The sequence below is a fragment of the Bacteroides sp. AR29 genome (assembly GCF_900217715.1).
GTDB classification, from domain to species: Bacteria; Bacteroidota; Bacteroidia; order Bacteroidales; family Bacteroidaceae; genus Bacteroides; species Bacteroides uniformis.
In genome coordinates this window covers 17640-33377 of sequence record NZ_OBMS01000034.1, presented here as the reverse complement: position 1 = coordinate 33377, position 15738 = coordinate 17640, and the positions used below count along the sequence as shown (strand labels likewise).

Annotated in this window: 10 protein-coding genes and 1 tRNA gene; 3 read left to right on the top strand and 8 right to left on the bottom strand. The window is 46.4% G+C overall.

The annotated features are described in order from the left end of the window. The 3 genes from CSD97_RS17605 to CSD97_RS17595 form a co-directional block, all read right to left on the bottom strand. On the bottom strand, window positions 1–241 hold a 241-nt coding region (locus tag CSD97_RS17605), incomplete at its 3' end, for a transposase (protein WP_244284012.1). 135 nt (window positions 242–376) lie between these two features. Then, complete coding sequence (locus CSD97_RS17600) at window positions 377–1252, bottom strand: helix-turn-helix domain-containing protein (RefSeq protein ID WP_005831578.1); 876 nt, start codon at window positions 1250–1252, stop codon at window positions 377–379. Between the two features lie 221 nt (window positions 1253–1473). After that, window positions 1474–1558, bottom strand: a tRNA-Ser gene (locus CSD97_RS17595). Between the two features lie 554 nt (window positions 1559–2112). On the opposite strand from CSD97_RS17595, the gene pflB reads away from it, so the two are divergent. Together pflB and pflA are read left to right on the top strand one after the other, a co-directional pair. Then, window positions 2113–4341, top strand: coding sequence for a formate C-acetyltransferase (pflB, locus tag CSD97_RS17590; RefSeq protein WP_005832491.1), 2229 nt, complete (start codon window positions 2113–2115; stop codon window positions 4339–4341). 1 nt (window position 4342) lies between these two features. Then, window positions 4343–5068, top strand: a complete 726-nt coding sequence (pflA, locus tag CSD97_RS17585) for a pyruvate formate-lyase-activating protein (protein WP_005831659.1) — start codon at window positions 4343–4345, stop codon at window positions 5066–5068. Window positions 5069–5136: 68 nt separating this feature from the next. Here the strand turns inward: pflA and bglX are convergent, their stop codons facing one another. From bglX to CSD97_RS17565, 4 genes are all read right to left on the bottom strand, one after another. Beyond that, window positions 5137–7341 (bottom strand): beta-glucosidase BglX, encoded by a 2205-nt coding sequence (bglX, locus tag CSD97_RS17580; RefSeq protein ID WP_098032828.1) that lies wholly within the window; start codon window positions 7339–7341, stop codon window positions 5137–5139. A 30-nt stretch (window positions 7342–7371) separates the two neighbouring features. Next, window positions 7372–9834, bottom strand: a complete 2463-nt coding sequence (locus CSD97_RS17575; RefSeq protein WP_098032827.1) for a glycoside hydrolase family 3 C-terminal domain-containing protein — start codon at window positions 9832–9834, stop codon at window positions 7372–7374. Between the two features lie 176 nt (window positions 9835–10010). Beyond that, window positions 10011–11336, bottom strand: coding sequence for a porin family protein (locus CSD97_RS17570; protein ID WP_098032826.1), 1326 nt, complete (start codon window positions 11334–11336; stop codon window positions 10011–10013). Beyond that, on the bottom strand, window positions 11337–11885 hold the full coding sequence (locus tag CSD97_RS17565) for a sigma-70 family RNA polymerase sigma factor (RefSeq protein ID WP_005831669.1): 549 nt from the start codon (window positions 11883–11885) through the stop codon (window positions 11337–11339). It abuts the gene before it with no gap. Between the two features lie 180 nt (window positions 11886–12065). On the opposite strand from CSD97_RS17565, the gene CSD97_RS17560 reads away from it, so the two are divergent. After that, window positions 12066–12770: a NigD-like protein gene (locus CSD97_RS17560; RefSeq protein ID WP_098032825.1), complete on the top strand. Its 705-nt coding sequence runs from the start codon at window positions 12066–12068 to the stop codon at window positions 12768–12770. Window positions 12771–12857: 87 nt separating this feature from the next. On the opposite strand, the gene CSD97_RS17555 is transcribed toward CSD97_RS17560, so the two are convergent. Beyond that, window positions 12858–15395, bottom strand: coding sequence for a glycoside hydrolase family 2 protein (locus CSD97_RS17555; RefSeq protein WP_098032824.1), 2538 nt, complete (start codon window positions 15393–15395; stop codon window positions 12858–12860). Window positions 15396–15738: the final 343 nt, after the last annotated feature.

Here is a 15738-nt window from a genome sequence, read left to right as displayed (position 1 = left end):
AAACCCCTTCGAGTTTCCACTTGCGGAAATAGTAGTAAACAGTTTGCCAAGGGGCGAAGTCGGAAGGCAACATTCGCCATTGACAGCCACTTTTGCTGATATAGAATATGGCGTTCAGAATTTCTCTGAGACACTTTTTTCTAGTTCTTTCTTGTGGTTCTACAATATTTTTGATAACTTGCCACTGTTTTTCAGTTAGGTTAGTTGAATAATTGCTCATAACTATTTGTTTTGCAACCATAAAGTTACGAAAATTATTTCAATTAACCAACTGATTAACAGATAAATATAAATAATTTAATCATTTCAAAACAGCTTCTAAGATATTCTTTCATATCTTTCTTGCCTTTTGGTATAAGTACAAATTATCCAAATATCAGACAAACATTCTCTCACGGTATTCTGACGGAGTAGTGCCTGTATGCTTACGAAAAAAACGTGTCATCGTAGAATTCGATTGAAAATTAGTTCGTGAAACCACTTCCTTTATTTCAAGATTGGAGTCTTTCAATAAGACTTTTATCTCAAGTATGGTATATTCCACAATCCACTCTTTAGCCGAACGACCAGTATTATCTGTTATTAACATTGTCAGATATTTAGGTGAGATACACATCTTATCTGCATAAAATGCCACATCACGACTTATAGTATGATACTCTATAACCAAATAAAAGAATTCAAAAACCTGCTTCTCTTTACGTACAAACTTCACGGAAGCCATAGCCTTGGGGTTACTCTTATAGCCCACATACAAGTCCCAATAATAAACCCTCAATAAATACATCACCGATTCCCTCCTAAGAAAGGCACAAGATAAATCTACACGGCATGACAATATATGACAGAAATGAACAAAGCGCTTATACTCTTCTTCACTGAGCGGAGAGCTATAATATTTCCTCATATAGAAAAAATAGTCAAGTGTAAGCCTACCCAGCCCATTAATGGTATCCATAAACAATTTCTTTGGTACTTTAAAGAAAATAACGGCAAAGTCTGTACTGATTTCGGTTATACTTGCCAACTGATAAGGAAAAATAGTTATCAAATCATTCTTCACAACCCTGCGTTTATTAGAAAACACATTAAAAAGAGCAGAGCCTCCGGTACAAACTCCATTTATCCCTTCTTCTAGATATGTCGGAATCCCGTCAAGAGGCAAATCAATTACCTTTGTATAAATATTGAACTCCTCTAAATCAAACACACCACTTGAAAAAGGCCTATTATCTTTTGTAGCTTTTACCATATTTGTTTTAAATATTATGCTAAGTTACAAAAGAAAATCATTTTTAGATTATTTGTTCTAAAATTGCACATATATACTGAAGTTCAGTCAAAACTAAAGTATAAATTCTTATTCTATAAAGGGCTAAATAATATCCGATAGGGCAGAGATAATGGAATAAAAAAAGTCCCACAAATCGTTGAATTTATGAGACTTACCTATTCATTATCCAGTTAGTTCAGCGGAGAGACAGGGATTCGAACCCCGGGTGCCTCGCAGCACAACGGTTTTCAAGACCGCCGCAATCGACCACTCTGCCACCTCTCCAAAACTTCTTTTTCAGAAGTACTTTTCTTTTAAAGCGGTGCAAAGATACAAATCATTTTTTATTCTACAAACTTTTCTGCACAAAAACAGAGCAATTATACCAAAATTCTTGTTTATACCCACTACGGAACGAACATAACGGCATTTAGGCTATTTGTTGAAATTTATCAAGGGCAAGACAGAGTTTTATAACTTACTGGCTATCAGTATATTTACAAAGAGCCACATTCAGTATACGATTGAACCCTATTCAGTATACGACTGAATGGCATTCACTATACGACTGAATTAGGTTCAGAATACGACTGTTCCTTAAACCTACATCATTTGTAAATAATGCAGATTATTATTCGGTTCTTGTTTCAATTCATAAACCACATATAAAGAAAGTATTAACATCTCTACTCCCCCGGACATTCACTACCTAATAATAGTTATTTTATGCTGTTCAACATAAAAAGAGAAGTATCTCTTATAAAATTACGGAATTTATTCAGTATTTTTGCGCGCTCTAAAGGATAACATTATCTAACCTACTAACAAAAACAAATTTTATGGAATTGAACAAAACCTTTACCAATGGGCTTTGGAATAAAGAAATCAATGTCAGTGATTTCGTCAGTAAAAACATCGCACCCTATACCGGGGATGCATCTTTCTTGCAGGGACCTACCGAACGTACCAAACGTATCTGGGACATCTGTCTGAAGGCTCTCGAAGAAGAAAGGAACAACAATGGCGTCCGTTCACTGGACAATACCACCGTATCTACCATCACTTCTCATAAAGCCGGGTATATTGATAAGGACAATGAACTTATTGTCGGTTTGCAGACTGATGAACTGTTGAAACGATCCATCAAACCTTTCGGAGGCATCAACGTGGTAGCAAAAGCATGCCGTGAAAACGGAGTGGAAGTGGACGATAAAGTAAAAGACATCTTCACCCATTACCGCAAAACACATAACGACGGCGTATTCGATGTATATACCGAAGAAATCCGTTCCTTCCGCTCACTGGGATTCCTTACCGGATTGCCCGACAACTATGCCCGCGGACGTATCATCGGCGACTACCGCCGATTGGCTCTCTACGGCATCGACCGTCTGATTGAAGCCAAGCAGGAGGACTTGCGCAACCTCACCGGCCCGATGACCGAAGCACGCATCCGTCTACGCGAAGAAGTGGCAGAACAAATCAAAGCTTTGAAGGACATCAAGGTTATGGGCGAATATTACGGACTCGACCTCAGCCATCCGGCTACATCAGCTCAAGAGGCCGTGCAATGGGTATACATGGCATATCTTGCTGCCATCAAAGAGCAGGACGGAGCAGCCATGTCACTGGGTAACGTATCTTCGTTCCTCGACATTTTCATCGAATACGATTTGGCTCACGGCAAGATTGACGAGACGTTTGCACAGGAACTGATAGACCAGTTCGTCATCAAACTACGTATGGTACGCCATCTGCGCATGCAGTCGTACAATGATATCTTTGCCGGCGACCCGACTTGGGTGACCGAAGCCATCGGCGGACGCTTCAACGACGGACGCGTGAAGGTCACCAAGACTTCTTTCCGCTTTTTGCAGACGCTATACAACCTCGGTCCTTCTCCGGAACCGAACTTGACCGTATTGTGGAGTCCCGAACTGCCGGAAGGCTTCAAGGATTTCTGCGCCAAAGTTTCTGTAGATACCAGCTCCATCCAGTACGAAAACGACAACCTGATGCGCGAAGTGCGCAACTGCGACGATTACGGCATTGCCTGCTGTGTATCCTACCAAGCCATCGGCAAGCAAATCCAGTTCTTCGGCGCACGTGCCAACCTTGCCAAGGCCCTGCTGCTTGCCATCAACGGTGGCCGTTGCGAAAACACCGGAACTGTCATGGTGAAAGGTATTCCCGTATTGACCGGCGAGACACTGAAGTTTGAGGAAGTTATGGCCAACTACAAGAAGGTACTGACTGAAATAGCCCGTGTCTACAACGAGGCCATGAATATCATCCACTACATGCATGATAAGTATTATTATGAGAAAGCCCAGATGGCATTCATCGATACCGACCCACGCATCAATCTGGCATACGGTGTTGCCGGCCTTTCCATCGCCATAGACTCACTGTCCGCCATCAAATATGCCAAAGTCACTGCACGCCGCAACGAAATCGGCCTGACCGAAGGTTTCGACACCGAAGGCTCATTCCCCTGCTTCGGCAATAATGACGACCGTGTGGACCACCTGGGAGTAGACCTCGTTTACTATTTCAGCGAAGAACTGAAAAAGCTGCCTGTCTACAAGAATGCCCGTCCCACCCTTTCCTTGCTGACTATCACCTCCAACGTGATGTACGGCAAGAAGACCGGTGCCACTCCGGACGGACGCGCCAAAGGTGTTGCCTTTGCTCCGGGTGCCAACCCAATGCACGGACGTGACAAGAACGGTGCCATCGCTTCCTTGAGCTCCGTAGCCAAATTGCGCTACCGCGACTCGCAGGACGGCATCAGCAATACGTTCTCCATTGTTCCCAAATCACTGGGCCCGACACCGGAAGAACGTGTAGAGAACCTGGTAACCATGATGGACGGCTACTTCACCAAAGGTGCCCACCATTTGAACGTAAACGTACTGAACCGCGAAATGCTGGAAGATGCCATGGAACATCCTGAAAAGTATCCGCAACTCACCATCCGCGTTTCCGGCTATGCCGTGAACTTCGTGAAGTTGAGCCGCGAGCATCAGTTGGAAGTCATCAGCCGTTCATTCCACGAAAGAATGTAATATGATAAATGTACACTCCTACGAAAGTATGGGAACATTCGACGGGCCGGGTCTCCGGCTCGTCGTTTTCCTGCAAGGATGTCCGTTCCGTTGTCTGTATTGTGCCAATCCGGATACGATTGATGTAAAAGGAGGCACTCCCACCACTCCGGAAGAGATTCTGCAAATGGCTATCAGCCAAAAGGCATTCTTCGGGAAGAAAGGAGGTATTACTTTCTCCGGCGGTGAGCCTACCCTGCAAGCAGAAGCGCTGATTCCTCTTTTCAAGGAGCTGAAGGCGAACGGCATCCATATCTGTCTGGACAGTAACGGAGGCATCTGGAATGAAAAGGTGGAAGAGCTCTTTAGTCTGACTGACCTCGTGCTGCTGGACATCAAGCAATTCAATCCCGAACGCCACCGTACGCTGACGGGACGAAGCAACGAACAGACACTCCGCACCGCTGCCTGGCTCGAAGAACATGAACACCCCTTCTGGCTGCGCTATGTACTGGTCCCCGGTTACAGCGATTCGGAAGAAGACACCCGCCTGCTGGGTGAAAGTCTTGGCAAATACCAGCAGATACAACGGGTGGAAATACTTCCTTATCACCGTCTGGGTGTTCACAAATACGAAGCCATGGGATGGGATTACAAATTGAAAGAAGTGAAGGAAAATACTCCGGAACAACTGGAACGGGCAGAAAAACTGTTCAAAGAGTATTTCACGAATGTGATAACCAACTAAAACAGAAAAGCAAGGCTGTCCGGATATGATTCCAGACAGCCTTGCTTTTCATTTATAGGGTAAGAATCCTATTCTTTCAAGTTATAGGTAATCTGCTGTACATCATCACTACTGCCACCCACCATAAAGACGAAATCACCAGGTTCTACCATATAATTCATCTCATTGTCATAGAATCCCAGTGCATCGTCAGTTATCTGAAAAGCTACAGTTTTGCTTTCACCCACATTCAGATGAATTTTCCTGAAGCCCTTCAATTCCTTTATCGGACGCGTAACAGAGGCTACCTTATCCTGCACATACAATTGAACTACTTCCTCTCCTGCACACTTACCGGTATTAGTCACTTTTACCGACACCTCCGTATGGACGCCTGCAGCCTTGCCCGGCAGCAGTTTCAAATCAGAATATCCAAAATCCGTGTACGAAAGCCCATATCCGAAAGGATAGGCAGGCTCAGTGGAAGCATCGATATAAGATGCCTTATAGGTCTGTTTCAATGCGGTAGGGCGGCCGGTGCTCTTATTCTGATAATAAATGGGAATCTGTCCTACGTGTGCAGGAAATGTCATGGGCAATTTAGCCGAAGGATTATACTCTCCCCACAACACATTGCATATGGCATTGCCGGCCTCACTTCCCAGCCACCAAGTACACAGTACCGCATCAGCATGTTCCCTTATCTCATTGAAGATTACCGGACGCCCACACATGACAAGAGCAATGACAGGTTTTCCAGTCTTTGCCAGTTCCGACACCAGCTTCTGCTGCCCCTCGGGTATGGCTATATTCACTTTGGAAGCCTTCTCGCCACTCTGACCGAATCTCTCGCCTACCGCCACAACAATGACATCCGAAGCCTCAGCAGCCTGTAATGCTTCCTGCAATCCGGTCAACTGATTGCTCTTCATATCATAGCCTTCAGCATAGCTCACCTCCAGTCCTTTCCGGACCAATGCATCATATAAGGTCACCACTTTGTTCCGGTCCGTAGTGGCAGCCCAAGCACCTGCCATATCGTACTGGGATTTTGAGAGTCCTCCTATCAAGGCTATCTTCCTCGTCTGTGCCGTCAACGGAAGCACAGATTCCCTATTCTCCAGCAATACAACGGAACGCTCGGCCATACGGAGCGAAGCATTACGGACTTCGGGCGCATTGAGTATTCTGGCCGCTCTTTCCGGATTACAGTAGCGAAAAGGGTCCTCAAACAATCCCAACTCATATTTCTTCTCCAAAATACGCCGTACTGCATCATCAAGCACACTCTCCTTTACTTTCCCTTCTTGAACAAGCTCCTTCAGATAAGTCAAGTAGCAGGTACTTACCATCTCCATGTCCAGACCAGCATTCAGCGCTTTGGCTGCGGCATCTTTCTTGTCAGCAGCATAACGGTGGTTCACCAATTCCTCTACCGAATTATAATCGGACACAACAAATCCCTTAAATCCCCACTGCTCTCTCAATAGCCGGTTGAGCAAGAAATCATTGGCAGTACAAGGAATATTATTAAAATCATTGAAAGCACTCATCACGGTAGCTGCTCCTACCTTTATGGCCGCCTTATAGGGAGGCATATAAAAATTGGCAAAGTGGCCCATTGACATATCCACACTATTATACTCCTTTCCTGCTATCGGTGCACCATATCCGGCAAAATGTTTCATACATGCCATGACAGTCGTCGTGTCTGCCAAATCGTCTCCTTGCAAGCCTCTGACACGCGCCTCCGCTACCCGAGAACCATAATAAGGGTCCTCACCGGCCCCTTCCATGACGCGTCCCCAACGTGCGTCCCACGAAATATCCACCATCGGGGCAAAAACCCAGTTCAAACCATCGGCGGCACTTTCCAAAGCATTGTAGCGTGCAGCTTCCTCAATCATGGCCAAATCGAAACTTGCAGCCTCGGCAAGCGGAAGCGGAAATCCGGTACGATAGCCGTGGATAACATCCAGTCCGAAAATTAAAGGAATGCGCAAACGCGATTGCAAAGCAAGCTCTTGATAACAGCGTATATCCTTTACTCCTATCACATTCAGCATAGAGCCTATTCTGCCTTGCCGGACATACTCTTCTTTAGGAATATTTCCACCGTCGGGTCCGGTAAAATTCCCTCGGTAGGTGCATTGTGCAAGCTGGCCTATCTTTTCATCCAGCGTCATCTGCTTCATCAAGCTTGAGATGAATTTCTCCTTCTCCGTAGTTTGTGCCGAGGTAAAGGTGTTACCAAGTCCCCACAGACAAACCATCAGTATTATTATCTTTTTCATACTGCCATTCTTGTTTTGATATTTATTTTATCATAAAACAACAGTTGCCTTCAATGGTAAATCAGCTGAAGAAGGACCTGCCAGAATCTCAAAAGTCCCCTTTTCCACTACAAACCGATGTGATTCCACATCATAGTAGGCAAAGGCTTCCTCATCCAGCAATATCCGAACGCGCTTGGTTTCACCCTTCTTCAAGTAAACCTTATCGTAGCCTTTCAACTCCTTCAATGGACGCGGAACAGAACATTCCACATCCCGCACATATACCTGAGCCGCTTCCGCAGCATCCATCTTTCCGGTATTCTTGATGTCAAAGCTTACCGTAACCCGGCTTCCCCCCGTCTTCTCAACACTCAGATTACTATATTCAAAACTACTGTATGACAGTCCATACCCGAAAGGATAGAGCGGTTGCTTTCCGTTCCGGTCATATCCCCTATAACCTACGAAAACACCTTCGGCATACTGCACCCGTTTATGAGGTACATTGCGATTGTCATAATAATTACCATATACCGGATTATCTTCCCATTTTTCCTCGATGCTGACTGGTAGTTTGCCACTTGGCGAAAGCTTGCCCGTAATGATTTCGGCAAGGGCCTTTCCACCCTCCTGCCCCGGATACCATGCCATCAAAATAGCTTGTACACTCTGCCCCCAATTGCGGAAATCTATTCCACCTCCGGCATTCACCACCACAGCCACATTATCATGAAGTGAAGCCACTTTATTAATGAGATATTCCTGCCCGTATGACAATGCAAACGGACGGTCGAACCCTTCACCTTCTGTACTGCTGTTGAACCCGGCACATACAATAACATTCCTGGCATGCTTCAGTGAAGAGGCCAAACGCTCCTCATCCATCATTCCTGCCTGGAAACTGACAGTCGCCTCACCCACATTATCAAAATATTCAATACGCAACCGGTATATCTCCCCTGCACTGACCTGCATAAATGCACTGCGGGTACTGAATGAATGGTTCCCCCAATCTCCGGTAATCAGCTTATCGTTTACAAACAGACGGTATCCGTCATCGCCAGCCAGCTGGAACTTGACAGTTCCATCCTTGTCAGCCTTGTAAACTCCCGTCCAACGGGCAGAAAACTGATCTACCGGCATGCCGTCGAACGGTGCACCGTATTTCCAGGCATGGTCTATGGCAGGCTCTATGGCAGCTTGAAAGAGTTCTCCGGTAAGATTACGAGTATTATAATATTCGCCCTTAAAACCGTTTTGCGTAAAACTGCCATCCGTATAAATCTGTTGGGACATATCCTTATAAAGAATGCTGTCAGACAGCAGCTCTATCTGTCTGCCGCCCTTCAACTGAACCATACCTTCATAGAGTGACACTACCGAATAAGGGGTGACAAATCCGCTTCCTCCTCCTGTGGGAATAATATCGGCATTAGGCCCGATTACCAATGTTCTACCGTTCCGGTAAGGCAACGTACCGTTGTCATTTTTCAATAAGACTACTCCTTCTCTCGCCAAGTCAAGTGCAATTTCCTTAGACTGTGCATTGTCTTTATCGATAGATTTATCTTCTCTCGGAGTATCAAGTGCTCCAAAAGCAATCAATGTCTGGAGTATATGCCGGACTTTGGCGTCAATGGTCTCTTCCTTCACGATACCATTCTCTATTGCCGGAATAAGAATTTCCCTGGTCATAAATTTACCGACGGGCATTTCCAAATCCAACCCTCCATTAGCGGCTCCCACACCGGAATATACAGATGTCCAGTCAGACATCAGGATACCTTTAAATCCCCACTGTTTGCGCAGTACATCAATGTTCAGCCAGCTATTTTCGGTGGCATGTACCCCGTTCAGCGGATTATAGCTATCCATAACCGCCCCTACTCCTGCTTCCTGCACAGCTTTTCGGAACGCGGGAAAATAAATTTCCTGCAGCGTGCGCTCATCCACATCTGAGCTGGCATGATGTCTGCTCCACTCCTGGTTATTGGCCGCAAAATGCTTCACCGTAGCCATAACTCCCTCTTCCTGCACTCCCAAGATATATTCTTTAGCAGTTTCGCCCGTCAAATAAGGGTCTTCACCAAAATACTCATAGTTTCGCCCGCATAGAGGAGAGCGGTAGATATTGACTCCAGGCCCCAACAGAATACTTACCCCACGGGCCTTTGCATCCCGGGCCAAACCATGTCCCAGCTCTCTAGCCAACTTACGGTTCCATGTCGAAGCCGACAAGATGCCACAAGGATACAAGGTACTTTGAGTATTGTTACGTATGCCTTGCGGACCATCGGCCATCCTGATTTCGGGTATGCCAAGCCGGGGTACAGCCCGGATATAAAAAGATTTGGGACCGGAAATGTAATCGATTTTTTCTTCCAGCGTCATTTGAGAAACCAACTCCCTGGCACGCTGCTCCACCTGGGGAGTAATACACACTTGTGCTTTTGCCGTGATTGCACAACAAAGCAATAGCCCGCTTAAGGCTACTTTCTTTTTAATCTTCATTTTGTCTATTTTACTACGTGTTTGTTATATTGCCGGGCATGTCCCGACCTACTTTCTTTCTTCTCAATCAATAAAAAACCGTGTCCCTTCATCCACCAACGAAGAAACACGGCCGAAAGTTATTAAGAAAATTCTGAATCTACAAGAAAGTGGACAAAAACATGTCTGTCCTGCTATCAATAAGTAAGACGTATACCGGCCTGCAACGTAAAGTTACACGGGTTCTCCTTGCGTATAGTCTGTATCGACGAACCGTCATCAAAGAAATAAGATACTCCCGGTTCCACATACAGGCCCACCCTATTGCTTATGTTATACTGGGCACCGACAGCACTCATGACAGAAAGCTGTACCGGTTTCACAGTCTCACTCTCAGTACCAATCTTGCCATACACACATTTTTCAATGGCACCCCCCGCCGAAACGTACATCGTAAAGTTCTTTGCATCCACAAAGTTCCAGTTGGCCCGTACCGGAATGCCAATATAATGCAGCTTCTGGCTTATCTTTTCCGAGCTGCCCTCATACCTTACGTCAGAAGCAAGATAGGTATACGTCAGCCCGCTTTCCACAGAGAAACCCTTCGCCAAGTTTTTCCGCACCGAAACACCGAAACTGAGCGGTTGTTTATGGTTTATATCCGCAATTTTCTTTTCGCGTCTTTGCAGATAGGGCATACCATCCTTAAAAACCAGTTCCTGCCCGTCGGGAATAGTAACAATGCCATTGGCCGTAGAGGATAAATCTACGTTACCGCCATAAATAGGACTTCCAGGCATGTAGTCCGACATCACATTCGCTTCCCCTTCATTCGCCAATGAAAAACCTCCCGTATTTCCTACGGACAAGCCAACCGCCCATCCTTTAGCATCCCTACCAGAACTGTTTTTTTCCGGAAGATGCAGTTTGTCCCGGCCTGACGGACGATAGCGGTCTTCCCTTGTCTCCGGTTCCTCGGCCTGCATTGTAGTTTCATGGTCCGTATCTTCCACTACCGGTTCTTCCGCCTGCTGTCCAATACCGACAACCTCATCTGCAGTTTCAACCGGCAGCATTTCCTCCTGCTGTTCTTCGCCAACCGATATTCTGATATGTTGTGCAACCAAAGGGTGACTTGCCTCCTTATTGGGCGCCGATGCATTTCCATGTGCCCGATAAGCAGGCTCTATGGAATTAGTCCGTATGGCAGGTACTGTCTGTTCCGGCAAGACGTCCGGAGCCACAGCCAAAGCGGGCACTGACGTATGCCGCATTTCATTCCCTACCGGACTCTGCAACAGCCACAGACTGACGGACGAAACCGCCACCAGCAACACAGCTGCCGCGGCCACCGCCCAGCGACGGAAAGGTATCATCCTATGCGGTCCGGTTATCGGAGCTCCGGAAACGGACAATTCCTTCTCCAACCGCTCCCATCCGGCAACCGGCAGCGGTTCGGAATAGTCTTCCAGCTTGTCCTTTATCTTTTTCAACCACAATTCATCTTCCATACGTTCCTTCATTTAATCATTTCTTTTCATCCACTCACGTACTTTTGCCGCTAAAGTCGCTTTAGCACGCGTCAACTGCGAGGCAGAGGATTTTTCATTAATTCCCAATAGTCGAGCAATCTCCTTATGGGATTTCTCTTCAAAAATATATAAGTTGAATACGGTACGATAGCCGGCAGGCAATTCACTGATAAACTGCATTAGTACCTTTTGAGGAATGACATCTATTGACGAACCTTCCGGTTCCTCATAAGCTTCGGGTGCATTCTCCAAGGCCGATGACTGATTCATCACATCATTTTTCCGCAAATACTGCAATACCGTATTCACCATTACGCGTTCCATCCATGCCCGCAGAGAGCCCTCTCCCCGCCAAGTGAACTTATCGAAAGAATCAAAAAGTTTCAGAAAACCGTCATGCATCAGGTCTTGGGCAGTCTCCCGGTCACCTGCATAACGGAGGCATACGCTGAGCATGCGTCCCGCATAGCGCTCATACAGTTCTTTGCGGGCAAGGTTGTCCCCTTGCCTACAGCGTTCTGCCAATTCCTGTTCTTCCATTCTCTCTTTTAACACGTGTTTACCTTAAAAATGCAACTGGCGCAAAAATACTGCATCAGGCAGAGAAGAAAATCACACTTTTATTTCTTTAACAGTATACTACGCAGTATTTAGCTTTTCACCGCATTTTCTGAATGCAAAAATAAGTTTTAAACAGAAAAGAGCTAAAACCTACCACTTATGAAGAAACTGAGAATGACATTGGCAGCATCCATGCTTTTATTCCTGACTGCCATTGTATTGCAATCATGCCTGGACGATTGGGATGACAAATATGACACTTTGTTCGCCGTAGGTACGGTAAAGGTCATCGAAGGAAAAGACTACTATTTCTCACTGGACGAAGGCAGTAAACTATATCCCAGTGACACAACCTATGTTCACAACTATGCCGTAATAGACGGCCAGAGGGCTTTCATCTACTTCCGCGAACTGGAAGAGAAACTTCCAGGCTACGAATACAATGCCCAAATAAAGCACATCGAAAATATTCTGACCAAAGACATCTACTCCATGCCTGCCGAAAAGGCGGACAGTATCGGAGACGACAACATCAACGCCACGGATTTATGGATTACGGGTGAGTATCTGAACATCAAGTATCAATTCTACCACAGTAACAACGAAGATAAGAAGCACATGCTGAACCTGGTCATCAACGAAGCATCCACCGGCGAGAACGACAAACCGGATTACGTCAATCTCGAATTCCGCCACAATGCCTACAATGACAGCCAGCTCACACTGGGCACCGGACTGGCCTCCTTCAAGCTGGACAATATAGCGGAACAACTGAAAGAGAAAAAAGGGCTGAACATCCGTGTCAAAAGTCTATATGACGGTGAACGGTTCATGACCATAGACATTAAAAAAGAAAATAACTAAATCTCCTAAAAACACATTTTTCAACATCTCAATGAGAAGTGGAGTAACATTTCAATATGTTGCTCCGCTTTGTTTTTCCATAACTTATCAGAATTCATTGTTCAAGCAAGTCAGCCTCAACGAAGCGTTGAACGCTTCGGCAGACAATCGCGTCCTGACCTGTACCTGCACGCTGCTCTTCGGCTGGACATCAAAATAATTGTCGCTATATACACTTTCATTGTCAGCAACGGACAAGCATACGGCACGGGCAAACTTGTCTGTTGATACCGTCACTTCATATCCGCCTTCAATGGAACGGACTTCGGTCTGCAAATCCACTTTCGGATAATTCATATTCTTCTGCTTATCCAGACAGTAGTTGTTATGGTACACCCTGCCCGATTTGTCCGTATAGTCTACGCGGACATATACCGTTCCTCTATCCACCCCCTCCAGCAGCTTGGCAAGCGGTGCGGAAAAACAGACACGGCTGTCATTGCCGGAAATGCCGACAGACTTGTCCCAGTGATAAACCACGGTTCCGTCGAACCGGCAGACCTGGAGCTGCAGCCGGCCGGAAGTATTCTCCAAGCGGTCGGACACTGCATATACTTTCAAATCATCCCCCTCCACTACCGGAGAAATCAGGATGTCATCATAGACCTTGCGAGTATAATAGTGCTGCGCCTTCCAGCGTCCGTAATAGTCACGGCTCGCCCAGGAAGCTACGGGCCAACAGTCGTTGTGCTGCCAGAAAAGCGTCCCCATATTATACGGCATCTGGCGGCGGTGCGACTCGATGGCCGTCTTGATGGCATCTCCCTGCAGCACATGGTTCATATAAAGGAATGCCCGGAAATCACGCGGTTTTTTATATTCATTCAACAGGTAAGTCTCAATCAGCCCGTTGGCATGGTCGCCACCACGCTGATGGGACATCATCACCTCGGAACGTATATCCCAGTCTTCGGGGTAAGGAGCATAGCGCTTGACGGAGTCGAACTCTGGAAAAGACTGAAAGCCGTACTCGCTGAAAAAGCGGGATTTCTCGCTGTCATAATCAGAAATGGGTGCTTTACCATGCCAGACACTCCAATAGTGGCGGTCCCCGTCAGTAGTACCGGACATCTCTCCCTCGAATGCGAACGGAGAAGAAGGCCAATAGAAGGTTCCGGGTGCATACTCCCTGACCACCCCGGGTAAGGTGACATGATACTGCTGCCGGTACTGTGCCCAAATCTTGTCGGCATATTCCTTGTTCTGCCGTTCTATCTCACGCTTCCAGCCCCAGCCCAGCCAGGCATCCTGGCATTCATTATTTCCACACCACAAAGCAATGCAAGCATGATTGCGCAAACGTTTCACATTGTCCACCGCCTCCTGATGGATATTATCGAGCAGGGCGCCTTCTGCCGGATACATGCTGCAGGCAAACATAAAGTCCTGCCAAATCATAATTCCATGCTCATCACACAAATCATAGAAGACATCGTTCTCATAGATACCTCCGCCCCAGACACGCAACATATTCATGTTTACACCGGCGGCATCGAGAATCGTCCTTTTATAATTCTCGGGAGTGACGCGCGGCAGGAAGTTATCCGAAGGGATGTAATTGGCTCCTTTGGCAAAAACCGGACGCCCGTTCAACTCTATATAGAAAGTATGCCCGTCCTTATCCGGCTGATGCACCACCTTCAAAGAGCGTATACCCACCCTTTCGGTTTTAGAATCCAACAATTCCCCACCTGCAATGATATCCGTACGGAAACGGTAAAGAAAAGGCTCCCCCAGTCCATTACTCCACCACAGCTTCGGCTTGTGAAGGACGAAATCAACGGTCACCCGATTGGTGCCTCGCTTCAAATCCGCTTGCCACTCGCCAAGCACTCTTCCGGTAGCCTCATCCGTTATCGTGACCAACACTCCATTCATATCCTTATCGGCATCCAGCTCCACATGTCCGGCAATCACGGCCCTGCCTGCACCGACTTCCTTCTGCTCGATAAACACATCGTTGATTCTCAAATCGCTCCAAGCCCTGATATACACCGGACGCCAGATGCCGGAGGTAACCAGACGTGGGCCCCAATCCCAGCCATAATGATAACCCGCCTTACGGGCAAAAATGCTTATCTTCTTGTTGAACAAGCCCCCGTTTTCAGACTGGTCATTGGATGCCGGATACTGGTAGGGAAGTGCATCCCATTTGGGGACGTCTATCTTTACCGGCGAATGGAAGTACACCTTCAGTATATTATTCTCCTCCCTGATGTACTGCCTAACGGGGATAGACCAGCAGCGAAACATATTGTCCGCTTTCAGTATACATTCATCATTCAAATAAACGTCAGCGTAAGTATCCAGCCCCTCGAACACAAGCTCCATATTCTCTTTCCGCATCATGTCGGCAGCAAGAGTAAAGCAAGTTTCATAAACCCAGTCTTCCTTGTCAATCCATTGTAATCCCCGTTCGTTCAACCGGAAAAACGGGTCTTCAATAATCTTGTTCTGCAGTAAGTCCGTGTGGACTACTCCCGGAACTGTAGCCGGATACCAATTGGTCAGTCTCGCCTGCCGGAATTTCCAGCCTTCATGAAGGTTCTTTACCACTGTTTTTAGTTTCATACGAGTGTGTTTCATAGCTTTCTTTGACTACTCTAAATTACGGATAGACAAAAATACGACATTCAAAGGATACTTTATAATATCTTCTTAACGAAACATGATACAATCCCGTACACACCTACCGGGTCAGCGTCGCTGCACATCTGCTGCAGTGTGACTGCAAACGTGTTGCAGCGCTACTGCATATATGCTGCAGTGACACTGCATATGTGTTGCAGCGCCACTGCAAAGCTGAATGCAGTAGCACTGCAAAAAGCATGCACTTGCTTTGCAGTGGCAATGCATTATCCCATCGCCTTATTCGGGCTTTCGATAATCCTCGCTTCTTCGCTGTGCCCATCAGTAGGCAGCCTCAGCA